General features: G+C 33.2%; 28 protein-coding genes. 15 read left to right on the forward strand and 13 right to left on the reverse strand.

Translation table 11 applies throughout. The features are described 5' to 3' along the window. The first annotated feature begins 1 nt into the window (after nucleotide 1). The gene (locus J7E44_RS18625) at nucleotides 2–1039 is read left to right on the forward strand and encodes a YncE family protein (protein WP_214832318.1); all 1038 of its coding nucleotides are present in this window, start codon (nucleotides 2–4) and stop codon (nucleotides 1037–1039) included. 159 nt (nucleotides 1040–1198) lie between these two features. On the opposite strand, the gene J7E44_RS18630 is transcribed toward J7E44_RS18625, so the two are convergent. From J7E44_RS18630 to gldB, 10 genes are all read right to left on the reverse strand, one after another. Beyond that, nucleotides 1199–2623 (reverse strand): CCA tRNA nucleotidyltransferase, encoded by a 1425-nt coding sequence (locus tag J7E44_RS18630; RefSeq protein WP_214832321.1) that lies wholly within the window; start codon nucleotides 2621–2623, stop codon nucleotides 1199–1201. Between the two features lie 138 nt (nucleotides 2624–2761). Beyond that, a complete protein-coding gene (locus J7E44_RS18635; RefSeq protein ID WP_214832331.1) occupies nucleotides 2762–3310 on the reverse strand; it encodes an L-threonylcarbamoyladenylate synthase in 549 nt (182 codons plus the stop codon). A gap of 117 nt (nucleotides 3311–3427) precedes the next feature. Further along, nucleotides 3428–3763 carry a hypothetical protein gene (locus J7E44_RS18640; protein ID WP_214832333.1) on the reverse strand — a complete coding sequence of 112 codons (336 nt, stop codon included), beginning with the start codon at nucleotides 3761–3763 and terminating at the stop codon, nucleotides 3428–3430. Nucleotides 3764–3890: 127 nt separating this feature from the next. Next, a complete protein-coding gene (locus J7E44_RS18645; RefSeq protein ID WP_214832335.1) occupies nucleotides 3891–4397 on the reverse strand; it encodes a DinB family protein in 507 nt (168 codons plus the stop codon). A 35-nt stretch (nucleotides 4398–4432) separates the two neighbouring features. Next, the gene (locus J7E44_RS18650) at nucleotides 4433–4885 is read right to left on the reverse strand and encodes a GNAT family N-acetyltransferase (protein WP_214832342.1); all 453 of its coding nucleotides are present in this window, start codon (nucleotides 4883–4885) and stop codon (nucleotides 4433–4435) included. A 100-nt stretch (nucleotides 4886–4985) separates the two neighbouring features. Continuing rightward, nucleotides 4986–6125 carry a cystathionine gamma-synthase gene (locus J7E44_RS18655; RefSeq protein WP_214832350.1) on the reverse strand — a complete coding sequence of 380 codons (1140 nt, stop codon included), beginning with the start codon at nucleotides 6123–6125 and terminating at the stop codon, nucleotides 4986–4988. A 91-nt stretch (nucleotides 6126–6216) separates the two neighbouring features. Continuing rightward, complete coding sequence (gldC, locus tag J7E44_RS18660) at nucleotides 6217–6543, reverse strand: gliding motility protein GldC (protein ID WP_214832359.1); 327 nt, start codon at nucleotides 6541–6543, stop codon at nucleotides 6217–6219. Nucleotides 6544–6567: 24 nt separating this feature from the next. Further along, nucleotides 6568–8766 carry a thioredoxin-like domain-containing protein gene (locus J7E44_RS18665; RefSeq protein WP_214832361.1) on the reverse strand — a complete coding sequence of 733 codons (2199 nt, stop codon included), beginning with the start codon at nucleotides 8764–8766 and terminating at the stop codon, nucleotides 6568–6570. A gap of 13 nt (nucleotides 8767–8779) precedes the next feature. Beyond that, nucleotides 8780–9682, reverse strand: coding sequence for an ABC transporter ATP-binding protein (locus J7E44_RS18670; RefSeq protein ID WP_214832363.1), 903 nt, complete (start codon nucleotides 9680–9682; stop codon nucleotides 8780–8782). Nucleotides 9683–9764: 82 nt separating this feature from the next. After that, a complete protein-coding gene (gene gldB / locus J7E44_RS18675; protein WP_214832365.1) occupies nucleotides 9765–10751 on the reverse strand; it encodes a gliding motility lipoprotein GldB in 987 nt (328 codons plus the stop codon). A gap of 152 nt (nucleotides 10752–10903) precedes the next feature. On the opposite strand from gldB, the gene J7E44_RS18680 reads away from it, so the two are divergent. Genes J7E44_RS18680 through J7E44_RS18705 form a run of 6 tightly spaced genes read left to right on the forward strand, consistent with a single transcriptional unit; the run spans nucleotide 10904 to nucleotide 13968 of the window. Further along, entirely contained in the window at nucleotides 10904–11434 is a 531-nt protein-coding gene (locus J7E44_RS18680; protein ID WP_214832367.1) for a GNAT family N-acetyltransferase, read from the forward strand. Continuing rightward, a complete protein-coding gene (locus tag J7E44_RS18685) occupies nucleotides 11434–11961 on the forward strand; it encodes a GNAT family N-acetyltransferase (protein WP_214832369.1) in 528 nt (175 codons plus the stop codon). Before J7E44_RS18680 ends, J7E44_RS18685 begins: the two co-directional genes overlap by 1 nt. Nucleotides 11962–11972: 11 nt before the next feature. Further along, a complete protein-coding gene (gene nadE / locus J7E44_RS18690) occupies nucleotides 11973–12764 on the forward strand; it encodes an NAD(+) synthase (protein ID WP_214832376.1) in 792 nt (263 codons plus the stop codon). A 10-nt stretch (nucleotides 12765–12774) separates the two neighbouring features. Then, nucleotides 12775–13260, forward strand: a complete 486-nt coding sequence (locus J7E44_RS18695) for a ribonuclease domain-containing protein (protein ID WP_214832383.1) — start codon at nucleotides 12775–12777, stop codon at nucleotides 13258–13260. 47 nt (nucleotides 13261–13307) lie between these two features. Next, on the forward strand, nucleotides 13308–13616 hold the full coding sequence (locus J7E44_RS18700) for a GIY-YIG nuclease family protein (protein WP_214832385.1): 309 nt from the start codon (nucleotides 13308–13310) through the stop codon (nucleotides 13614–13616). A 46-nt stretch (nucleotides 13617–13662) separates the two neighbouring features. Next, nucleotides 13663–13968, forward strand: coding sequence for a barstar family protein (locus tag J7E44_RS18705; RefSeq protein WP_214832395.1), 306 nt, complete (start codon nucleotides 13663–13665; stop codon nucleotides 13966–13968). Nucleotides 13969–14052: 84 nt separating this feature from the next. Here the strand turns inward: J7E44_RS18705 and J7E44_RS18710 are convergent, their stop codons facing one another. Continuing rightward, a complete protein-coding gene (locus tag J7E44_RS18710) occupies nucleotides 14053–15345 on the reverse strand; it encodes a T9SS type A sorting domain-containing protein (RefSeq protein WP_251040622.1) in 1293 nt (430 codons plus the stop codon). Between the two features lie 173 nt (nucleotides 15346–15518). Here J7E44_RS18710 and J7E44_RS18715 point away from each other — a divergent pair, with 173 nt between their 5' ends. Then, entirely contained in the window at nucleotides 15519–17174 is a 1656-nt protein-coding gene (locus J7E44_RS18715) for a helix-turn-helix domain-containing protein (RefSeq protein ID WP_214832406.1), read from the forward strand. After that, entirely contained in the window at nucleotides 17171–18295 is a 1125-nt protein-coding gene (locus J7E44_RS18720) for a tetratricopeptide repeat protein (RefSeq protein WP_214832408.1), read from the forward strand. The genes J7E44_RS18715 and J7E44_RS18720 overlap by 4 nt, the downstream gene beginning before the upstream one ends. A 57-nt stretch (nucleotides 18296–18352) precedes the next feature. Here the strand turns inward: J7E44_RS18720 and pafA are convergent, their stop codons facing one another. Beyond that, nucleotides 18353–19999, reverse strand: a complete 1647-nt coding sequence (gene pafA, locus J7E44_RS18725) for an alkaline phosphatase PafA (protein ID WP_214832411.1) — start codon at nucleotides 19997–19999, stop codon at nucleotides 18353–18355. Between the two features lie 96 nt (nucleotides 20000–20095). Between pafA and J7E44_RS18730 the strand changes: the two genes are divergently transcribed. From J7E44_RS18730 to J7E44_RS18740, 3 genes are all read left to right on the forward strand, one after another. Beyond that, on the forward strand, nucleotides 20096–20884 hold the full coding sequence (locus J7E44_RS18730) for a DUF6896 domain-containing protein (RefSeq protein ID WP_214832413.1): 789 nt from the start codon (nucleotides 20096–20098) through the stop codon (nucleotides 20882–20884). 92 nt (nucleotides 20885–20976) lie between these two features. Continuing rightward, nucleotides 20977–21633, forward strand: coding sequence for a hypothetical protein (locus tag J7E44_RS18735; RefSeq protein WP_214832415.1), 657 nt, complete (start codon nucleotides 20977–20979; stop codon nucleotides 21631–21633). Nucleotides 21634–21651: 18 nt separating this feature from the next. Beyond that, nucleotides 21652–22191, forward strand: a complete 540-nt coding sequence (locus J7E44_RS18740; protein ID WP_214832417.1) for a GNAT family N-acetyltransferase — start codon at nucleotides 21652–21654, stop codon at nucleotides 22189–22191. 17 nt (nucleotides 22192–22208) lie between these two features. Here J7E44_RS18740 and J7E44_RS18745 read toward each other — a convergent pair whose 3' ends face one another. Beyond that, entirely contained in the window at nucleotides 22209–22550 is a 342-nt protein-coding gene (locus tag J7E44_RS18745; RefSeq protein WP_214832419.1) for a winged helix-turn-helix transcriptional regulator, read from the reverse strand. Between the two features lie 119 nt (nucleotides 22551–22669). On the opposite strand from J7E44_RS18745, the gene J7E44_RS18750 reads away from it, so the two are divergent. From J7E44_RS18750 to J7E44_RS18760, 3 genes are all read left to right on the forward strand, one after another. Beyond that, the gene (locus J7E44_RS18750) at nucleotides 22670–23080 is read left to right on the forward strand and encodes a DoxX family protein (protein WP_214832422.1); all 411 of its coding nucleotides are present in this window, start codon (nucleotides 22670–22672) and stop codon (nucleotides 23078–23080) included. 71 nt (nucleotides 23081–23151) lie between these two features. Next, nucleotides 23152–23736 carry a TetR/AcrR family transcriptional regulator gene (locus tag J7E44_RS18755; RefSeq protein WP_214832424.1) on the forward strand — a complete coding sequence of 195 codons (585 nt, stop codon included), beginning with the start codon at nucleotides 23152–23154 and terminating at the stop codon, nucleotides 23734–23736. A 67-nt stretch (nucleotides 23737–23803) separates the two neighbouring features. After that, nucleotides 23804–24541 carry an SDR family oxidoreductase gene (locus J7E44_RS18760; protein WP_214832431.1) on the forward strand — a complete coding sequence of 246 codons (738 nt, stop codon included), beginning with the start codon at nucleotides 23804–23806 and terminating at the stop codon, nucleotides 24539–24541. Nucleotides 24542–24736 lie beyond the last annotated feature (195 nt).

A 24736-nucleotide genomic window follows, 5' to 3' on the forward strand; every position in this document is an offset into this window, starting at 1 on the left:
CATGAAAATAACTAAACTCTTACAACTTTTATTTGCTACCATATTGCTATTCAATATTTCGTGTAGTAACAATGATGATGATACATTACCAGTAATTACTTATGAAAATGGTTTCTTAATCGCTAATGAAGGGAATTTTGGAAAGCCTAATGCAGAAGTAACTTTTGTTTCAAGAGATCTGACTTTTAGCCAGAACAGTATTTTTTCTAAAAACAATGGAACTCAACTGGGAGATGTTTTACAATCTGTAGCATTCAATGGTGACAAAGCATATCTTCTGTTGAACAATTCCAATAAAATTCAAGTGGTTAACCGTTATACTTTTAAAAGTACAGGTACAATTACTGATCAAATTGATCAGCCTCGTTACGTTGCCGTTACTACTAATAACGTATATGTAACTAACGATAAGTATAACGGTGCAAAATATGTAAGCATTTATAAAAGCTCAGATTTATCTTTCGTTAAAAAAATTACGTTCAATGATGCTGTAGAAAGAATTGTCGAAGCTGGAGGAAACATTTTTGTTCAAAATGCAAGTTTTGGTTTTGGAAACAAAATTACCTACATCAATACTTCAAATAATGAAATACAATCTGTAATCACATTACCAAACGGAAATATCAACAGAACTATTTCTTATAATGGAAATGTTTATGTTATTGCTTCAGAAGCTACAGATTCCTATATTTATCAGATCTCTAATACTGGAAACATTACCAAAACAACTACTTTAACAGGTATTGCTAATGCCACCAATCTTCAGATAGATGGCGGGAAGTATTTCTTCTCTTCTGCCAACAAAGTATATTCAATGAATATGACATCTAATATCACTCCTACAACTCCTATTATTACAGCTGTAGACGGTGGACAATATTATACTTTATATGGATTTAGCGTTGTAGATGGAAAAATCTTCACATCAGACGTTAAAAACTTTACTGAAGACAGTGAAATTACAGTATATACAACTTCAGGATCAAAAATTAAGTCCTTTACAACGGGTAAAGGTTCTAATGGTGTATATCTGAATTAAGAAATTTATACTTCGATATACAAATAAATTTTATTTTTTTTCATCATTTGTGTTTTTTCCGGGCTGCCTTAGGGCAGCCCGGATTTCTTTTATAAAAGATTTAAATAAAAAAGATCTGAAATAGTTTTTCAGATCTTTTTTATTATTTGAAGTTTTATTTTAAATTTTAGCTTCTAGTCCTAATTTTTCAGCTTCAATAATTACAAATCTTTTCGCCTCATCGTGGTCATTTAAAATTTCACCTTCTAAAATAGCTTCTTTTACTTTTTCTTTTAAAATCCCAATCTCGCGTCCCGGTTTAAGATCAAACATCACCATAATTTCTTCTCCTGAAATTGGGGGCTGAAAGTTTCTTACCTGGTCTTTTTCTTCAACCTCTTTTATTTTGACAGCAACATATTCAAAATTACGTTTGAACTTATCCTGTTTTTTAGAATTTTTCGTCGTTATATCTGCCTTACAAAGTGTAAACAGATCTTCCATATCTTCACCGGCATCAAACAATAGCCTTCTTAATGCAGAATCGGATGCATCATCTGTAATCAAAGCAATTGGACGGGATGAAAGTTTTACCATTTTCTGGACATACTTTAAATCTGGACCTAAAGGTAATTTAAGTCTTTGAAAAAGCGTTTTTGCCATTTTTGAACCTAAAAACTCGTGTCCATGAAATGTCCAGCCCGTTCCCTCAACAAATTTCTTTGTGGGAGCTTTTCCAATATCATGAAGCAATGCTGCCCAACGTAGCCAGAGTTTATCTGTATTTAACGAGATATTATCTACCACTTCCAAAGTATGATAAAAATTGTCTTTATGGGTTTGTCCTTCTACCTCTTCTACTCCTTTCAGCTCTATTAACTCTGGGATAATGTATTTTAAAAGCCCTGTCTGTCCTAATAAACTTAATCCGATAGATGGCTTTTCAGACATCATAATTTTATTAAATTCCACCATGATCCTTTCCATAGAAACTATTTTAATTCTTTCTACTTCCTGACTGATCGCCAATAATGAATTTTCTTCTATTGTAAACTGTAAGGTAGAAGCAAAACGAATTGCCCTCATCATTCTCAGTGGATCGTCAGAATAAGTCTGGACAGGCTCTAAAGGTGTTCTTAAAATTTTCTTTTCAAGATCTTCTATCCCATTAAAAGGATCAATAAGTTCTCCAAAATTATCTTTGTTCAAAGAGATAGCCATTGCATTAATGGTAAAATCCCTTCTTTTCTGATCGTCTTCCAGTGTGCCTCCTTCTACTTCAGGTTTACGACTATTTTCAGTATAGCTTTCCTTTCTTGCTCCTACAAATTCTAATTCAAGATCTCTATATTTGATCATCGCTGTTCCATAGGTCTTAAAAACAGAAACTTTTAACTTAGGATCAATTTCTTCAGCTACACTTTGGGCAAGTTCAATTCCACTCTGCTCAGTAACAAAATCAATATCTGTAGATGCTTTTCTTTTCATCAATAAATCCCGAACATACCCACCAACAATATATACTGACTGATTATTTCTGGCCGCTACTTCCGAGATTATTTTAAAAAGCTTTAGATTTTTATTTTGAGTAAGATTGATGAACATATTTATTATTTAATGTAAAACCACTAAGAAATCCAGTTGTAGATCAATGTTTAAAAACTGATGTATTTTAAACAAACTCCATCTTTCTTAATTTCCTAATGGTTAAATGATCTGCAAAGATAATTAAAATCTTGTTTTCTATTCCCGAAGAACTTTTATTCTATTATCACTCCATATTTTTATAACCGAAGATCCTGAAAACTTAGAAACCTTTTCTCGATCTTCTTCCACGGCATAATCAACCAAATTGATTATTTCTGAGGAAATGTCAGAAAACTTTAATGGGCTTTTATCGCCACTAAAATTGGCTGATGTTGACACTAAAGGTTTGTTCAGTTTTGTAATCAGTTTTTTACAGAAATCATTTTTCACTAAACGGATTCCTATACTTCCATCTTCTGCTAGTAATTCCTTGGGTAAGCCTTTTGGATTCTCATAGACGATTGTTACCGGTTTTTCACTTAAGTCAATGATCTCCCAAGCCATCTCTGGAACATCTACCAGGTCCTGCAGTCTTTTTTCAGACTCCACTAAAATAATCATGGATTTATTTTTCTCACGCTTTTTGATATCAAAGATTTTATTGATCGCTTCGACATTGGTCGCGTCACAACCAATCCCCCAGATAGTATCTGTGGGGTAAAGAATCGTTCCACCGGATTTTAATATATTGATAATGTTTTCCATTTTAATTTTTTAGAAGAAAGAGTAAAGATAAAAGAGTAGAAATCTTTTTTGTTTTGTCAAAAATAAGAATTTTCATTATGTTTTGGCTAAAGCCCCCTGGGGGGAATTAAAGAAAAATCAATTATTTTTAACCGTAATTTTTAAATAAATAGAAGAAATCGTCGTAAACAAAATGGAAAACAGCCATAAAAAATAACCTATTTCTAAACTGTATATCTCTCCCATTCTGCCATTCTCAGAAACTAAAATTTCTTTCCAAGAAATAAATGATAAAGATATAGCTGAAGCTAATAATCCAAATAAAATAGCTATAAAATATTCTTTTTTATACAGAAACAAAATAGCCAATAAAAACCATAAATTAGCAGTCCAAATAAAAAACTCTAATATTCCGCCACCCAGAAAGCTAATTGCCCCAAAAAGAAGAATCAATCCAGATTTGTAATCTGTCATCTTACCCAAATCAACAACTTTAAAAGCATTGAAAAAAAGGGAGATAAAAAAAATAAATAGAGGTATTAGTAAAAAAATTTTCCGGAATATCATTGAAATTTAATTATAACCAATCTTTCTTTTAGTTTTACAGCAAATTCGGCAAATACCTTTCCTCAATAATATGCAAATGATGATAATTGTGTCCAACAATAAGCCTTCCGATTGTTTCAACCGTTATCTCATTTCCGCTGGCAATCCCTTTATTGGCTAAAGCACTTGGATTAAGTGTTTCTAGTAATATTTGAGAAGATTTTCTTACCAATTTGTATTCTTCTAAAAGGGAACTTAAACTTCTTTCATTGGCGAAAGAACGGGCGGCATAATCATTTTCATCAAATCCTGGCAATGCGGCCTCCTCACCTCTCGCAAAAGCAAGAATTCTATACTGAAACACTCTTTCTGTATCTGATAAATGTAGAAGCAACTCCTTCAATGTCCACTTCCCTTCTCCATAAGCAAAGTGAGATTGCTCTTCAGTAAGAGTAGAATAAATTTCGGTAGTCTTCTCCCCTGATTTGTTTAATTCTCCCATCCAGTCTTCGGATGGAATCTGATCTAAATATCTTTGAATGTATTTTTGAAAATCGGTCATATGACTTCTATTAGTTATAAGTAATTAGTAATTCTTTATTGATCCGGGTTACTCCATTCATAAAAATTAACAGAGTCATATAATTCAAATCCACAAGATGGATATAGCTGATTCCCGATATCATTGCTTTTTCCTGTTTCCAACAATACTCCGCTGGCACCTGAAGATTTACATAGTTCTTTAGCTTCTTCGATTAATTCCTTAGAATAACCTTTTCCTCTGTAAGAATCATTCACATATAAATCATTCAATATCCAATAGCGTTTCATTCTTGTAGAGGAAAATAAAGGATATAGCTGAACAAATCCTACCAACTTACCTTCTGTTTCAGCAACAAAGAGTTCAGATTCTTTATATTCAATTCTTTCTTTTAAAAATTTTTCCGCACTTGGAATATCAGATTCTTTGTGATAAAAAACCCTGTATTGATCAAACAATTCTGATAACTGAGGTAAATCCTCAGTGGTTGCTTTTCTTGTGTTTTTCATATTAAGATTTGGTTTATAAAAAAACATCCGTTTTTGATCATACTATTTTAAGCAAAATATAAAAAGCATTGATCAAAACCGGATATTTATTGTTTTTAATTTAAGAAAAAGCTCTTTCTAAATCTGCAATAAGATCTTCTTTATCTTCGATACCAACACTTAAACGAACCAAATCGTCTGTGATACCTAATTCAGCTCTTTTTTCTGCAGGAATAGATGCATGCGTCATTAATGCCGGGTGATTGGCTAAAGACTCTACTCCACCTAAAGATTCAGCTAATGTGAAAACTTTTACTCTTTCTAAGAATTTGATTGCGTCTTCTTTTTTTCCAGATTTGAAAGTGAAAGACACCATTCCGCCAGCTTCTTTCATCTGAGATTTTGCCAATTCATATTGTGGGTGAGACTCTAATCCCGGATAAATTACTCTATCTACAGCAGGATGAGTTTCAAGATATTTTGCTACTTCAAGCCCATTATCAGAATGTCTTTGCATTCTTAATGCCAATGTTTTAATTCCTCTTAATACCAAATAAGAATCATGAGGTCCTAATATACCACCACTTGCAAACTGGATGAAATGTAACTTTTCTCCCAATTCAGCATCTTTAGCGATAAGAGCCCCAGCAATAACATCAGAATGTCCGCCTAAGTATTTTGTAGCTGAATGCATTACGATATCAGCACCCAAGTCGATTGGCCTTTGGATATAAGGAGTTGCAAAAGTATTATCAACCGCTACTAGAATATCTTTTCCTTTAGCAATTTCAACAACAGCTTTGATATCCACCAATTTCATCAAAGGATTCGTAGGTGTTTCCACCCAGATCAGCTTTGTATTATCTGTGATAACGTCAGCAATTTTAGAAACATCATCAAAATTTACGAAAGTAAACTTCAATTGGTATTTTTCAAAAAGTCTTGTGAACATTCTATAAGTTCCACCATATAAATCATCTACAGCAATTACCTCATCACCGGGATTTAATAATTTTAAAACACAGTCGATGGCTGCAAGACCAGAGCCGAAAGCAAGACCTCTTGCTCCGTTTTCGATACTTGCTAAAGAATCCTCTAAAGCCTGTCTTGTTGGATTAGCTGCTCTTGAATATTCATAACCAGAGTGCACTCCAGGACTTTTTTGTGCAAAAGTAGAAGTTAAAAATACCGGAACATTTACAGAACCTGTTGCAGACTCATGGTGTTGTCCGCCGTGTATAACTTTTGTATTGAAATTCATAATATTTTTCTTTTATAATGTAACAATCTACCAGTGTAACAATTTAACAATTTAAAATACATTGGTACATTGATATATTGGTAAATTTTATTTACATTTTTATTGCGGACTTTATGGCAAACTCTTCTGCAATCTGTTCAATCCATTGTGCTACATCTTCTTCTCCGGTTGCTCTCTGGTAGGTATTTCCTAAAGAAACTAAAATCTGGTGGATGAACATCTTCATCTGATCAACAGGCATTTCCTTGGTCCAAAGGTCAATTCTTAAAGCTTCCATTGTTTTTTCATCCCAAACAGAAATCATTGTTGCTTTAGTCTCTTCCTTTTCAATTCCTCCATCCTGCGCATTCCAGGTTATTAATTCAGGAATATGGTTTTCATCCAATTCAACGTCTATCGTTATCTGAGTCTTTCTCATATCAATTTTAAATTTTTCACAAAGTTAATACTTCTTGAGCTTATCTAAAATTTCTACGAAATTATCTTCATCAGGAAATGGACTATTTAGGTTGAAAACTTTTCCATCAGGATCTATGATAATAAATCTTGGAATTGTCTGGATTTTATACTTGTTCATAAACTCTCGTGCGTCTGATAACCAATATTGTGGCACTTTCGACGGTTTTGTTTTCAAATAATTCACCCACTTGGTTTTATCCTGATCCAAACTGATCGAAATAAACTGAATATTGCTGTAATAGCGATACTGATTACTTCGGGTATCAAATATCGGACGAATCTGTTTACATGGTCCACACCATGTCGCCCACAGATCTATGACCACATACTTTCCTCTGTATTGAGATAGTTGATGAGCTTTTCCTTTATTATCAAGGAGTTTTAAATCTAAAAATGGAGCACCTTTTTGAGAGATATTAAGCTGCTCGAACTTGGATTCAACCAATTTCTGATAATCAATATCTTTTAATTCTTTAATCTCTTTTGCAAAGAGCTGATTTCTTGAAAGACTATCAGATTCTAATTCCATACTTTTAACAAGATGTTTTGTTAAAAGACGATCTTTATTAATTCCATTTGGCAGAGTATTTAATTTTATAAAAAGAATACTGTCAGCATTTGATAATCTATCCTTATCAGTAAGCATTTGATCAAGTTTATATTGAATATAATCATCATTTTTGCTTAATAATAGAGTTGGGTTTTTAATTCCTGTATTTAATTCTGTAAGAAAGGAAGCTGGAGGAGCAAATTTAGGATCATCATAGGAAGTCATTTTTCTATAATTATTAATCTCATTCAAATATTGAATAGCAAGCAACTGCTTTCGGTATGCTTTATATTCATCAGAAAGTGCATGATTCTCGGAATCTGTATAATACTCAAGCCTTTTCATATTCTTTTTCCAGTCAGATTGAGCCAGCTTATAAAATTGGATGGGATCATCATTATATTTCTGCCCATCCACAGCATAAGAAAATTCAGATCCAAAGCCATCTTCCTCGTTTTTGTACTCTTGTTCTGCAGATCGGTTAGAATTAAGATAATAAAGAATATGCATGGTGTTACATCGAATATTAAAGTCAAATCGATCCCCACTTCCCATCATAAAATCAATTCTTTTAGTTCCAAATTCAAGACTATATTCATCAAATGGTATATCTTGTTTTGTTTCCCATAAAAAGATCCCATCCCTTACAGCAGCACTTCCGATCTTTTTATGAAAATCTTTAGAGAAAATCTTTATGGAGTCTATTTTCAGATCTGTACTCAATTTTCCTTTGATCACAATTCCCGAACCTTCACTATAGTAAGCTTTTGGTTTTTCTAAAATAAAGAATGCCCCAGATACCACAATTACAAAAATGGATGAAAGGATAATTTGTTTTTTACTTTTTAGAAAAGCAGTTTTGAAACTTTTTCCTCGATACCAGAAATATCCTATTATAAAAAATACAATCGCCCAAAACAAGCTTAAATATTCGCTGTATGTAACAAAATGATTAAGACTTCTTATGTTAGGAGATTTACTTAAAATATACATGGAATTGTATGGAATATATGGAAGACTTACTCTTTCAACCAGAGAATACATATTAACAATAAGTCCAAGAATCCCCACTAAAAAAGCCCAAATAAAGCCGGGAAAAGCTACAGAAACACATAGCTGAACCGCTGCAACACCTAATATCGCGAAACATAACCTAGTAAATGTTTTCACAACCCAGAGCAAATCGAAAGTAAGCAGTTTTGTTTCACTGGGATGAATATAGAAATCCAATAAAGAAAAAAGAATACTAAATATAAAGTAAGAAGCTATACACAAAAAGCCTAAGATCAAGAGAACAATATATTTAGAAAGATACAGCTGAAATTTACTGATCGGCTGTGTTTCCATAAGTTGCCAACCATTATTCTTATGATCCACCTGAGCAATTCTATTTGCTGTAATAATAATGTAAAGCAGCAGAAAGAAAAGAGAAAAAGCTTTGAAAGTATCGGTTATAGTGCTTTCAAAAACGGAGGCTGGAAGATCTTCTGCAGTAATAAATCCTGGATTAAAAGTTTGATTCAAAAAACCGATAAGAGGAATTAAAGCACCTAGGATCAATCCTAAATAAACCAATCCAAGTCCTTTTATCTTTAGCCATTCAGTATTGACCAATATGAATAATTTTTTCATTTTGTGTTGATTTTTAATTTTTTGTTATTTCCATGAACCAATCTTCCAATCCTGCACTATTTTTGATCTCAAAAATCTCAGCCTCGTTCATCACCAGCATTTTATTAAGCCTGATAATATCTTCTCTGGACTGAACGGTTATTTCTATTGTGTTTGCATCAATTATTTTTGCTGAATAATACTCAGGAATACTTTGGACAAAATTGGCAGCATTATTCAACCCTATCCGTAAATGATTATGGCGGTAATGGCTATTTAATTCTTCTACACTTCCTGAAAACTTAATGGTACCATTCGAGATAATAGCCAAATGAGTAACCATTTTTTCAACTTCCTGTAATAAATGACTTGAAATAAATATCGTAATTCCCTGCTCTTTATTAAGCTTTAGAAGCAGCTCCCTAATTTCCAGCATTCCGTTGGGGTCAAGACCATTAACAGGTTCATCCAGAATTAAGAGCTCTGGTTTTCCAAGAAGCGCCATGGCAATTGCCAACCTTTGCTTCATTCCGAGTGAATATTTTTTCATCTTCATTTTTCTGCTATCCCAAAGATCTACCAAATTCAAAACCCTTTCGCATTCTGAATCAGGAAGACCTCTCAGCTTAGAGAGAATAACAAGATTATCCCATCCGGATAAGTGGTCGTAAAAAGCAGGACTGTCAATTAAGCTTCCAATTTTTTGAAACCCTTCAGGATAAAGCTGAGATAACTTTTGGTTAAAAATATCAATCGTATTGCTTTCATCAGGAAGACTTCCCAACATTAACTTCATGGTAGTTGATTTTCCGGCGCCATTGGCTCCAAGAAAGCCAAAAATACTTCCTCTAGGGACTGATAAACTTACATTTTTAAGAATGAGTTTATTTTGAGAGAATCCATAACTTAAGTTTTGGATTTTAATTAAATTTTCCATGCATATTGTATTGATAGGTGTTAAAAAATAAAAAAGACCCCCTGCGTTTCGCAAAAGGTCTTATATAGGTGTTAGAAGTGATCTATTTTGTTACACTTGGTTTATAACCAGACTGGTTAAATATTTCAGTGCCATCCATTTTAAGAAAATCTGTAAGCTTTGTTTCAGGCTTTTCTTGTAGGTATTTTTTAGATATCTGCCATCCTGTAAAAATTCCGATCTGAGGAGAAGATTCATTATCGATATCTGTATAAAACTTGGAAAAAGGCCCCGGTGAAATAAACCGTTCTTCTAATCTGTGATCATCTCCAAACAATAAATTACTTTCCACAAAATAATTCCAGATATTGCCTTCATTACCCACTGCCCAGTCATATTGCTGTTTGGTATAATTCATTTTCAAATAATCCGGAGTATCAGGTAAAAACGCATCCTGAAGGATCATTATCTTTCCATTAAACATTAACTGATCGATAAATTTCTGATGATCCGTAGAAAAAGGAACAATATTTTCCGCAAACATTCTGGATACTTTAGGAACCATATTATTGGGATTCATGGATTTTTGGAAATACATTTCTAATCCTTTGTAATTAGGATTTTTATCGCCCATAAATCCGGAAATATCTATAAATAAAAGGTTTCCTTTTTCGTCATAAAAAATAGGATCCTGAATCATCTGTAATGCAGATGAAAAAAGATATACTTTCGGGCTTTTGAATCTTGGAAAATAATATTTTATATGTGAAAACAATTCCTGAAGTTCCTTCTGAAGTTTCACCTGATCTATTTTAGAAGCAGCCTCTTTATAGATCTTTATCTCTTCAACATCTGTTCTTCTCTTTCTAAAATCTTCATCAGAAACCGTTCCCTGAAACCAGGGAAACTCAGCCTTAAATTTTTCCAATGGAATATTCTGGTCATAGAATTGTTTGGAAATATCGGTCAGTTCTACTTTTTCAACAGGATCTTTCAATTCGACTTTCCATTGGTTCTGAGATTCTTTTTTACAAGAATAAAGTGCCAAAACTAAAATCGAAGAAAGCGTAATAGTTCTAAAAATCTTCATTATTTTTACATGAAATTTAAGTGTACGAAAATACGGATTTAAACACAATGTCATCATGAAAAATAAAATAAACACCTTGTTTCATTATAAATTTTCATTTTTCTATTGCTTAAAGTCTTTTCTTATATTGAATTTTAAAAAAAAACAAACTAATGCAACTAGAAACTGAAAGACTCATTTTAAGAAGGCTCGAAGATCATGATGCTGAGCGCCTTTTTCTTCTCGACTCCAACCCGGAAGTGGTGAAGTATGTAGGTACACCTCCTGTAACGGATATTAAAGAATCTGAAAATATAATTAAAATGATCCAGCAGCAATATAAAGATACTGGTGTTGGAAGACTTGCTGTGATCGAAAAAGAAAGTAACTTACTTATTGGATGGAGCGGGTTAAAATTTATTACCAAAGAGATAAATGGTTACAATAATATTTATGAATTAGGTTATCGTTTTATTCCAGAATTTTGGGGCAAAGGTTATGCCGTAGAATCTGCAAAGGCGTCTTTAGATTTTGGTTTTAATGATCTTGATAAAGAGATAATTTATGCATGCGCTCATTGTGAAAATGACGGTTCTATTCATGTTTTAAAAAAATTAGGATTTGAAAAAACCGAAGAATTTGAAGAACCCGATGGACTTTGTTTTTGGTATGAATTAAAGCGTGAAAAATACAGTTCAAACTAATGATCTTAAGGCAGGAACAGGAAAAAGATTATTCTCAGGTTTTCAATCTTGTAGAAGAGGCATTTAAAGATGCTGACTACAGTGATCATCAGGAACATTTTTTAGTAGAAAAGCTTAGAAAGTCTGATGCTTTCATTCCTGAATTATCTATTGTTGCAGAAATAAACAACGAAATTGTTGGCCATATCCTTTTCACAAAGCTTTTTATTCGAAGTGATTCGGAAATCTTTAGCTCCTTATCATTAGCACCCGTTTCAGTAAAACCTGAATATCAAAGTAAAGGAATAGGAAGCAAGCTGATAGAATATGGACATAAGATCGCAAAAGAATTAGGTTATGAATCTGTAATTTTAATAGGTCACGAAAATTATTATCCAAAGTTTGGATATAAAAAAACAACTAATTTTGGAATCACTTTTCCTTTTGAGATTCCGGAAGAAAATGGAATGGCTATAGAACTAATACAAGATGGTTTAAAAAATGTAAAAGGGGTAGTAAAATACCGCAAAGAATTTGGAATAGATTAAAAATATAAATAATGCAGACACAAAAAATAATTGATCATATTGTAAGCTGGCTAAAAGAGTATGCTGAAAAGTCAAAAGTAAATGGATATGTAATTGGAGTTTCAGGAGGGGTAGATTCTGGGGTAGTTTCTACACTGGCGGCAATGACAGGGCTGAAAACCTTATTAATTGAAATGCCGATCCGTCAGAAAGAAGATCAGGTAAACCGTGCTTGGGAACATATGAATGACTTGAAATCGAGATTTCCCAATGTAGAAGTAATGTCTGTTAATTTAACTCCCGCTTTTGAAGAACTGTATAAAACCTTTGATGTAAAAGATGATCTTTATCCCAATGAAAAATTGGCTTTCGCTAATACAAGGGCTCGTTTAAGAATGCTTACTTTATATTATTATGGGCAGATCAATGGATTACTGGTTTGTGGAACAGGAAATAAAGTAGAAGATTTTGGAATCGGATTTTATACGAAATATGGTGACGGTGGTGTCGATGTATCTCCTATTGCTGATCTCTATAAAACCGAGGTTTACAAATTGGCAACCGCTTTAAATCTGGTTAAAAATATTCAGGAGGCTATTCCTACGGATGGGCTTTGGGATGCCGAAAGAACGGACGAACAACAAATTGGCGCCACATATCCTGAGCTTGAAAAAATTCAAAAAGAATATGGAACCAAGACTGTAGAAGATTATGAAGGACGTGATAAGGAAGTATTTTTAATTTTCGACAGAATGCATAAAGCAGCACAACATAAGATAAATCCTATTCCTGTTTGTGATGTTCCTGAAGAATGGCGATCTTAATTTGTAAATTATGAATAGTAAAATGAGACCTTTATTTTTTGCCTGTCTTGGACTTTTATTCGGAATGTCCGTGATGTATGTATTTAATAAATTTTCGGATCCCAAAAAAGATGTTCAGGGTCCAAAAGTAGAATATAGCAGTACTTCAGCCAATTCAGCGGATCAACAGACTATCGATCAGTTGACGGCTGAGAAAACCGTGATTACTTATGTAAAACAAAACCATAAACTTCCAGATTATTACATGACAAAAAATGAAGCCCGAAACCAAGGCTGGAATCCTTCTAAGGGAAATCTTTGTGAAGTTTTACCAGGAAGAGCAATTGGTGGTGACCACTTTGGTAACAGAGAAGGTGGTCTTCCGAAGGGTGATCAGTATTTTGAAGCAGATGTTAACTACAGCTGTGGAAACAGAAATGCAGATCGAATTATCTTTACAAAAAACGGCGATGTTTACCTGACTAAAAACCATTACAAAAGTTTTGAAAAGCAATAAATAACTGGTCATTGCGAGAAGCGTAGCGACAAAGCAATCTTTAGTAAATGAAAGCAGGTTTTATATACATAATGACAAATAAAAATGATACAACTCTTTATACGGGAGTAACATCGGATTTGTATAGCCGAATTCTAAAACATAAAGAAAAGCTTTATCAACTTAGTTTTACAGCTAAATATAATCTTCATAAATTAGTGTATTGGGAATCTTTCCAGGAAATCGGAGATGCCATTTATAGAGAAAAACAAATAAAAGCAGGTTCGAGACAAAAGAAAATTGATTTAATTCTTTCCATGAATCCAGAATGGAAAGATTTAACAGATGAAATAAAAGATATCTTTACCGACTATTGAGATTGCTTCGTCACTTTGTTTCTCGCAATGACAAAAAAGAAAAAATATGAAAACAGTATATATAGATTTTACGGATATAGGAGATTATGAGGATTTTTATACTCAGCTAAAAGAAAAGATCAGTTTACCGGAATATTTTGGAGATAACCTTGATGCACTCTATGATGTTATTACTGGTGAACTGGAAATGCCTCTCCATCTGGAATTTGTGAATTTAACCGTGGATCAGTTGGAAATTTTTGAAGATTTACTGACGACTCTTGAAGATGCAGAGGAACAAATGGAAGACTTCACTTTCAGTTACTATCTTGAGCAATATGAGGATGAGGACGCATCCGAAGACCAAGAATAATTAAAGAACATAATAAAATAAAACTCGCAGATTGTTCTGCGAGTTTTTTGGCCTAAGTCATGTAAAAGTGTCCAATTTTTATCTTTACTGTTTAATGAATTTTAGATTCTGTGAGATTTCCCCCCTCACAAAAATTTGCAGTATATAATTCCCCGTTGATAACGATGATACATCAATTTGATGTCCCTCAGCATCAGAGGTCATTATTTTCTGACCGACCATATTATAAATTTCAGCTTTTTCAATTTTTTCAACTCCTTTAAAATAGATGATGTCTTTAACCGGATTAGGATAAATAGATAGTCCTGAAACTTGTTTTGTCACTTCATGAGTTGATAGGAATTCCGAAAGATCCAGATAAAATGCAACAATCTGATTAGAAGAATTTGTCCCTATTCCTGCTATTTTTTTACCATCCTTGGAAATAGCCAAAGGCAGTGACATGATTACACCTTGGGTAGCAATACCCAAACTTGTGGCATAATCATTTAAATTAATTCTCCCTCCTCCAGCTGTCCATATAAAGCCTTCTCCAGACATTGGTGGTGCTGCAAATGGCCTGAAAAAGCCTATTACCGTTCCGCCATCAGCGGAAATTCCGGTTGCTCCACCTCTGAAGAAGGCTGAGGAATTAGGATGTGTTATATAGGTGAGACCCGTAGTATTGTTCCATACATACGGATTGGGCATACTCGCTCCTATTATTGTATTTCCATCAGCAGAAACGTCTCCAGCCTCCCCTACATTATTTCCACTACCGTCGGTAATATAACTTTCAACTCCATTTACCCATTTTGCACCACTTCTTGTGCCATCGTCTTCATCTTGCCAACCGACGATTACTGTTCCATTTTCATTGACTGCGTTTGCTCTTGAACTTCTTCCGGAAACCATACTACCAAGATCAACCATTCCATTTTGAGAATTCCATTTTATGGCATGTGCGTTAGCTGCACTTATCCAGCCTAGTCCTACAATAGTATTTCCATCAGTACTCATTCCCCAGGTTGAACTTACGGAGCCATCCCAACCGGTAGGCACAAGCCCACCAAGATTAGTCCATGTAGAGTTTGTTGTATTGTAGATGGATACTTCATTAAATCCAGTGATTGTGTTGGTTACAGAGGATGCTATTCTTGAGCCATCACTATTAACCATCGTTCTTCCTGCAGCTGGATAACCATTAGAAATCGTTCCTATTTGCGATAATCCGTTTGCGGCATCCCATTTAAAAATTCCGCCGCCACTGGTATGCATACTTACTACTCCATTACCGGAGATCGCTCCTACCGTATAATTTCCGGTTGCCATTACCGTTAATTGCGCATTTGCCACAAAGGACAGGTTACACAAAAAACAAGCGTATAAAGCTTTCATTGAAATTTTGTAAAATTTTCTCATATTTCTTTGGTGTTAATATTTTGAATTGGTGGAAACAATATTAATATTATATTTACCTTTTTAAAAGAATTTGACTTACATAATTCGTGAAATTTAAAAGAATTAAAAATTTAAACAATTAAAAATCAATAAATTACAAAAATTCAACTTTGAAGACAGATTTTAAGACGATTGACGAAAACCATAAGAAAAACGAATTATTTTCAACTAAAAACGCTAAAAGCAGAATACTCATACTGGCTATATTTGCGTGTTGCATTTTTATCAATGGACAGTCTGGTCCTGACTTTACCATTTTAGCGGATAAAGCTTTTCAGAAACTCTATCAAAACCCTGATGACTGCATCAGCTATTCTCAAAGCTTATTGATAAGTGACCAAAATACTGAACACAAAATCATTTTACAGAATATTATTTCACAGGCTTATGCCATGAAAGGAGATTATGTACAATCTGTTAATGCTTCTGCACAGAAAGATGATACTGAAAAAGATCGGGATATTTCTTATTTTATGCAGCTATTTGGAGAGTATAACCTGGCCGATCAGTATCAGAATCTTGATCTTTATAATCAATCTCAAAAAATCATTTCAAGCCTTTTATCTGATACTAAATTACTGAAAAATGAAAGTCCAAAATCAAAAATAACGATTGCTAAACTTTACCAGCTACAAGCCATTAATTCAGCTATTATAAGAAATTATAGTACAGCTTTTGATAACTTAAATAAAAGTGATCAATATATCGATTTTCATAATGAGGAAAACCGAATGATAGGTTTTGAAAATAAAATTTTTCGCGCTTCTTATTTAATGCGACAAAATAAATATAATGATGCTAAAATTCTCCTTGATCAGGTGATCATTAATTTAGAAAAAGAATCTCATCAGCCATTTTTATCTGCATTGGCTTATGAAAATCTATCCCGTTATTATTTTCTCACTGAAAATTATAAAACGGCCATTGATAAACTGGAAAAGGGACTTTTGGAAATTGAAAATCTACCTTACAATAATTTAAAATCGAAAATTTATGAGTCTTTAGCAAAAACTTATTTTGCATTACATAATGATACTAAATACCACGAATATAATAAGCTTTATCTCGAGATAAAATCCAAATTAGACTCTAATCAAAAAGAAGGCATACGTTACATTGTAAAATTGGTGGAAACCTATCAGAACAATAATCTTGAATTTCAGAGACAAAATCAATCTAAAAAATTATGGCTATTAATTGTTGTTCTCATATCATCAATAACAAGCTTGATCATTTACTTTCTGATAGAAAAAAGAAGAAATAAAGACTTAAAGAAACAGGTATATTTCTTTGAAAAACAGAAAAAAAGAGAACGTCCAATTCCAATAGCAACTTATCACAAAGAGAAACAGGAAAAAATTATCATTGATAGAACTGCAGAAAAAGATTCCAATAAGATTTCAAAAGAGAAAGAAATTGAAATTTTACAAAAGCTGAATGATTGGGAACAATCTGATCGTTACCTTAATAAAAGCATGTCACTTTCTACCCTATCAGCGCAAATGGGTGTGAATACAAAATACCTTTCTGAAGTGATTAACAATAGCAAAGGGAAAAATTTCAATGGATATATTAACGAATTAAGAATCAATCATATTGCTCATCTATTAAAAACAGATCCTGCCTTTCTTCATTATAAAGTAAGTTATCTGGCTGAATTTTCGGGATTTTCGTCACACAGTGCTTTTACCACAGTATTTAAGTCGGTTACGGGAATGTCTCCCAATTCTTACATTCAGGAAATCACTAAAAACAAAATGTCATGAAGCTCACTATAATCATCCTTTTATTACTGATCCCGCCATTTTTTTTATATGGACAGAAAATTTCTGATGATTCCCTGATCAAAAAAGCACGTCTTGAGATTTATGACAATCCTGACAATGCAATTGTGATAGGAAAAAATCTACTAAAAGAAGAAAAGGATATTAATCAGTCCATTACCATTTATCTATTATTATCAACGGCTAATATTGCCAAAAGAAACTTCGACGAATCTTTACAATACATTCTTAAAGCAAAGGATCTGGCTCAAAAAACAAATGATTTAAAAACACAAATCAGTGTACTCGTGTCTGTAGGAATACAGTATCAACAAATGGAACTTTTCAGTAAAAGTCTTGAAACACTTGATGAAGCTGATCATTATTTAGCGCAGCTTCAAGAAGACACTCCTGAAAAATATATTGAAACGGCTAGAAGTTATGCAATCCGGGGAATGATCTATAAAAGTCAGTCCAATTCCGAAATTGCTCTGGAAAAATTACTGATATCTATTCAAAATTTTGAAAAAGTAAGAAGCAAAAAATCAACCTATGCGAATATGAGTGTTGTTTATTATAATATTGGATACTGCTATCTTAATTTGAATCAAAGAGAAGAAGCTCATGCAGCATTTGTACAATCTGTAAACTATGCTGAAAAGCTAAATGCAAAAAGTCTTAAAGCCTTTGCTCTAAAAGGTATGGCAGAGATGTTTAAGCAAAATCGCGAAAATGAAAAAGCTTTGGACCTTTTGGTTCAGGCTGAAAATCTTTGTAAAAATACGGGAGACCTTATTCTTAATGAGGGAATCTACAAAGAAATGTCGGAAAACTATCTGGCTATGGGAAAACCCGATCTCTATCAGACCTATAACAGAAAGTATTTTGAGATGCGTTTTAAAAGAGAACAAAGTGAGTTAAGTTCTATTAATCATTCAATTGACAATCACAATAAAGAAACTTTAAAGAAAACCCAGGAACTAAAAGACAGATATAAGTATCTTACAATTGGAATTATCCTGTTAGGAACTGCTGTTATAGGCATCATTATTTATTTAATCATAAAGATCAGGAAACAGAACAGCAAATACCATAAAGAGATCCAGTCCTTGATCAGATCTTGATTTTATAAAAAAAGCACTCCATTTAGAGTGCTTTTACAATTTATATTTTCTGAAGGATTATTTACCTATCACTTCTGTAATAGGATTTCCAACATTTCCACTTGGGAATTGGATTTTCAATAAAGAAGAAACAGTAGGTGCAATATCTGTCATGTTGTACGGCTTATTGCTTTCTCCGTGCTGAATACCCCATCCCATAAATAATAAAGGAATATGAGAATCATAAGAGTTCCATACACTGTGTGATGTTCCAGTTTTTGCATAAGAAGGAAGCATAGAATCATGAGATATCAGTTGAATATCACCACTTCTCTGTCTGTTGATCCCGTTGATAATTCTCTGCTTGATAGGTTCCGGAATTGTTGCTTCCTGAACTTCAACTACAGAAACAGCATATAAAACCGTTGGATCATTTTCCAATTCCTTGATGGTAAAATCTCTTACATCATCCAATTCGATCTTGTTTTCTTTTAACAGCTTTCTATCGAAATAAATCTGGTAATTGTCTACAGCATTGATCAGTTTATCTACACCGAATTTTTCTTTCAGTTTCTGATTGATATCTTTCTGACTGTTTTCACCAAAGAAACCTGTTGGAATTTTATGCTCTTCTAAAAAACCTACAGAATGAGCTCCACCATGGTCTGCAGATAAGAAAACGGTATATTCTCCTTTTCCTACTTTAGAATCAAGGTAGCTAAAGAATTCTGCAAGATCCTGATCCAATCTTAAATAGACATCTTCCACTTCAATAGAGTTAGGTCCGAATTTATGTCCCGCATAGTCCGTAGAAGCAAGATTGATCGCCAGGAAATCTGTGACATTATCACTTCCCAGTTTTTCACCATCTACAGAAGCTTCTGCCAACTTTAATGTCAAGGTATTTCCAAAAGGTGTATATCGGATATTATCTTTTTTCTCTTTATAATCTTTTGCTAAATTACTGTAAGGGAAAGTAGGTGTTTTTGAACTTCCTAAAAGACCTTCCCAAGCAGAATTATCAGGTGAACTTTCTGTATATTGATTGATAGGTAATAAAGTATTCCATCCATTAGAAACTAACTTTTCAGGTAAATTCTGAGAATTGAAAGATTTTAACCATTGTGGCAGATCATTCATATACCAGCTGCTGGTAATAAAATTCCCGGTAGAATCATCAAACCAAAAAGCTCCGTTTGGGGTGTGTCCTGCGGGAAGAATAGAAGCACGGTCTTTTAAAGACACTCCGATTACTTTTGCCTGGAAATTTGTTGCCAGTTTTAATTCGTCAGTAACTGTAGTTGACCACAGATTTTTTGGGGAATGACTTCCTATTCTGGTACTGGTCGTTCCAACCGGTTGTACACTTTCATCTGTTGTACAGTAAACATTTTTTCCTGTTTCTTTATCGGTCCAGTCATTTCCTGCAATCCCATGAATCGCGGGAACTGATCCTGTATAAATACAAGTATGTCCTAAAGCTGTTATTGTTGGAACATAAGGAATATGAACATTGTTTAATGCATATCCGGTATTTAATAATCTTTTGAAACCGTCATTTCCATATTTACTGTAAAAACGGTACAGATAATCCCATCGCATCTGGTCTACTACTAAACCTACAACTAATTTGGGTCTTTCTAATTGAGAATTTTTGTTCTTCTGAGCATCAATTGTAACTACGGACAACATGGTAAGTGCCGCAATTGAAATTTTCCTAAGCATCTAGTAAATTTTTATTGAAAGCAAATTTAAGGGTTTTGAAAGTTTTGCAGTGTGAAATTTTGATTAAATTTGAGATAGATTAAATATTTAGAATTATTGGAAAGAACAATAGAGGAAATCAAAGTTCAATCAATTGACAAGCTTCCACCGATTGATTATATCAAAAATATTCCTCGAAACAAAAAACTTAAAATATTATTTGACAAATCTATTCAGGGTTTAAGAGAGAATGTTGGAAAGGATTTAAGAAAGCAACTTTCAGGTTTTCAAATTGCTATTCATACTATTGAACCTGAAATCAACATTGTCAAGTTGATTACTGATGAAGAGATTATTGCAAATCAAGTGTTTTTTGAAAACTGTGCAAAGGACTACCGAAAGCTCGGTGAAGAATTGGTTTTCATGTTCGCTCACAAGAAAAAAATAAGATTTAATCACAAATTTCCATCTATAATGTTTAATCATTTTAAAGGAAAAGAACAAAAGGGAAAAGTAGGAGATTGGAAGTACTTCATTCACGGTTTTCATTGTCATTTTGGAAATATTAACACAAAACAAGAGATTGAAGTTCCTTTTATGTTTGGGATGGAATTTGGAGATTTAGATCCTTATTTTTTTATACAATTTATAAAGTCTTCTACAAAATACTATCCTTTACCTGTAAATATATATGAAGATTTTGCCGATGGACAAAGAATCATTGAAGTTATGTTGAATCTTGACTTATTTGAAAAAATTACTTCAAATTTTAAAGATCATACTGGAGTTGTAGTAGCTGATAGGGATAAAGTTGAAATTGCAGTTTTTAATGATAATGAAGAATATTACCATCCTAAATTTAATTTATTAGAATTTTTAGGGCTTAAACGTAAAAATTTACAGTAAAATTTAATTTACTTAAAAAGCAGTTAACTATGTTCTTATTAGATTTTAAGTCTAGATAAATAAGATATTAATAATAATTTAACACCACAAAAATGCTATCACAAGAACTTAATCACGAGGAGGATAATGAACCTTCATTCGATCCTTCTCACTGGAACTCTCATTACATTTATGGATTTATCAATGGTAATCCACTGCAACAAATTTCAGATAAAGAAGCGGTGTCCGAAATTATAAGAAATACAGTTGGCAATCAAGGTTTCATTGCAATAGATTCTATTTTCCATCCCTATTACCTTGTCAATCAAAAAGGGGCAACGGCATGGGACCTCGCTTGGTTTTCCATTTATCTTAAAGAAAAAAAGGCGATCGCAGAAATTGCCAATAATGAAACTGCTATGGTTGTAGAATCACAAAATTTAGGCTTAGACCAATTCATGGTCTGGCCAAATGATAGTCTGGATCCCAATAAACATCAACAATATCAAAAATTTGTTCCTTTTATATTTCCTTATCTTACTTATTCGAAGAATGAGGAAAACCCTCCTCACTGGACAAAAATGATCGAGGCTGAGATAGAGTTGCAGGGGCATGCTGAAACCTATATTGAAAATTTCAATTCTGTATTTTCTCAATTTGTCTCAGGACATATAATGACTTTAGGGTTTGGTCAATTTGATAGAAATAATCCTGATGATCTCCTTGAAAGATTTATTGATTTCTATGAAAATAATATTGCCAACCAATAAATCTCACATTAATCTTTCATGATAGAAATTAAAAAACTGGAAAAACTCCCATCTAATCCAACGATCAATTGGGGATTTAATGGATATGAAACAGATACCATATTTGTAGTTTCCGCCATTGAAATGAATAATACTTTTGAGTTTTCGTTGAGAGAGAAAAAACAACAGTATAAAAAGATATGGGAAACAAGTCTTGATGATATTACTGAACTCAATGAAATAATAGAACAGGGACATTCTTTTGGAGCCTATGAAGAAGATGAATTAGTAGGGTGGCTGATCGCTGAATTCAGGGAATGGAATAACAGCTATTACATAGAAAATATTCTGATCGATGAAAAATTCAGAGGGCAGGATATCGGAAAGCAACTTCTAAAAAAGGCAAACAGAGAAGCCAGAAATTTAAAGTGCAGAATAGTGGAACTGGAAACTCAAAACACCAACTACCCTGCTATAAAATTCTATCAGCGGGCAGGATTTGCCTTAACAGGAATCAATACCAAGCTGTATAATAATTCTACAGAAACGGCTTTATATATGAGTTTTGATGTCGAATAATCTGCAGTTTAAAACATCTACCATTCGCTTAGAATTCTTGACCGATGAGACAGTCCCCAAAAATGTAATTCATCCAGCACCTTTTCAAGGGACAAACCGTGTTCGGTAATAGAATATTGCACTTTTGGTGGAACTGTATCAAAAGCTTCCCTTTCGATAAGTTTATTCGTTTCCAAAAGCTTCAGTTCTTTGGATAGCATTTTATCTGTTATTCCAATAACTTCTTTTGAAAGTTCTTTAAATCTTTTAGGTTTTTCAGATAAAGAAAATAAAATAAGCAATTTCCATTTCCCTTCTACAGCATCCAAAGCATCCTTGATAGAAAGCATGGTTTTAGGACATCCCCCTTTTGATAACATAAGTCTTTGATTTTTATATTACTTTCCGATCAGAAAGCGCTATCCACCTGGAAAGCAAGCATTTTCGGATAACAAAAGTAAGTAATTTTGATTCATCAATTTTAAAGAATTACTATAAAATGAAAGCATCAAAAATTTTAAATATCTCACTCTGGACCGTACAAATTTTCCTGTCTACATCTCTAATTTGGGCATCTTCAATGAAACTCTTTCAACCTATCGATGAACTATCTAAAATGTGGCCATGGACTGCTGCAAACAGAGGATTAGTAATCATAACCGGCATTTTTGATGCAACAGCAGCGATCGGACTTGTTTTTCCAAATCTAATCAATCCAAAGACTAGATTCACAATATATGCGGCTTATGGAGTAATTCTGTTAATGATTTCAGCTTCAATTTTTCACATTTCCCGTGGAGAAATCTCACAGATCGGAATCAATATATTCTTTCTTCTCATCTCCATTTATATTGTATGGGGTAAAAATAAACAACTGGGAAAATTAAATTCAATCGACAAAATCAATTAAAGATATTGTAAATTTTATTTTGTACCGAATGGTACAATTACATACCTTTGTTTCATCAAAATAGAGAAACCATGGCAGGGAGACCTAAAATATTCGACGAACATCAGGCTATTGAGAAAGCGATTCATGTTTTCAAAGATAAAGGCTATGATACTGCTTCTGCGGATGAGCTACTGAATGCGATGGGTATAGGAAAAGGAAGTTTCTATCTTGCTTTTAAAGGTGGAAAACGTGAATTGTATATTCGTTCTATTGAACAGTTTGCGGAAGGTTTTAATAACAGTTTTCTAGAACAACTTTCCAAATCAGATAATCAAATTGAATTCATCAAGCAATTCTTTTTGAAATTAGCTGAAGCACACAATTGCGATGAAGAACGTGGATGTTACCTTGGAAATGCTTTGGTACAACTCTCTGAAAAAGACAATGAGGTAAAACGGATCTCTGTTGGTTTTCTTAAAAATTTACAGCAGGTATTTGCAGAAGCAATTAGAAAAGCACAATCCACCGGGCAAATAAAAAATAATGAAGAGGCCGAAATTTTAGCCTGGCATCTTACTAATTTGTGGAATGGACTTCATGTGACCAGACGCATGGAAGATTCACCCAAAATATTTCGCTCCCTTATTGAAATGAATTTAAAAATACTCGAATAAATTTTTTTTAAACAATTTTGTACCAAATAGTACAATAATAAAATTTAATATATTTAAAACAAAAGTTATGAACATTACAAACAACACTATCCTTATTACAGGAGGAGGATCAGGAATCGGTTTAGAAATTGCAAAAGCATTGAACCCATCAAACAAAGTTATCATTGTAGGAAGAAACAAGGAAAAGCTGGATGCTGCGGCTAAAGATTTAGACAATGTTTTCACCATTCAGGCTGATATTACAGATGAAAATGATGTTAACAGATTGGTAGAGGAAATCAAAACTAATTTTGGGGAATTAAATATCCTGATTAATAATGCAGCTAATGCTTATGCATATACACTTTCTGATTCTTCGGATACCTACACCAAAGCTTTAGCGGAATTTACAACCAATTACTTCGCACCTATCCGCTTAACAGAAAAATTGCTTCCTTTATTAAAACAACAGAATGAAGCTGCAATCGTAAATGTCTCTTCTATTGTAGCATTTGTTCCTGGATCTCATGTACCGACTTACTCAGATTCTAAAGCTGCTCTACGTTCTTACACAAGATTACTACGATATGAATTGGCAAAAGACACGAGTGTAAAAGTTTTTGAATTAATGCCGCCTTTAGTAAACACTGAATTTTCAGTAGAAATTGGTGGTCGTGAAAATGGCATCCCAGCTTCTGAAGTAGCCGGAGATCTGATAAAAGCATTTCAGAATGATGTTTACGAAGTACGTGTTGGAAATACTGAATTATTGTATAACAATTTCTTTGCAAGTTCAGAAGCTGCTTTCAGTACATTCAATAATTAAACAATCTCTGTTATTTCGGGCGAAGCTAAGAAATCTTTTATACAATTGACTTAACTCGAATGTAAATTAAATGGTTAATACATCAAAAGCAATTAAGGCAATTAAGCTTTGATTGCTTTTTTCTTTTCTATCTTCTAAATTGAACTCTACAACAAACAAAAATTGAACTCCACAACAAAATCTTCAGTTTAATTT

The sequence above is a fragment of the Chryseobacterium sp. ISL-6 genome, from assembly GCF_018613715.1.
Classification (GTDB): Bacteria; Bacteroidota; Bacteroidia; order Flavobacteriales; family Weeksellaceae; genus Chryseobacterium; species Chryseobacterium paludis.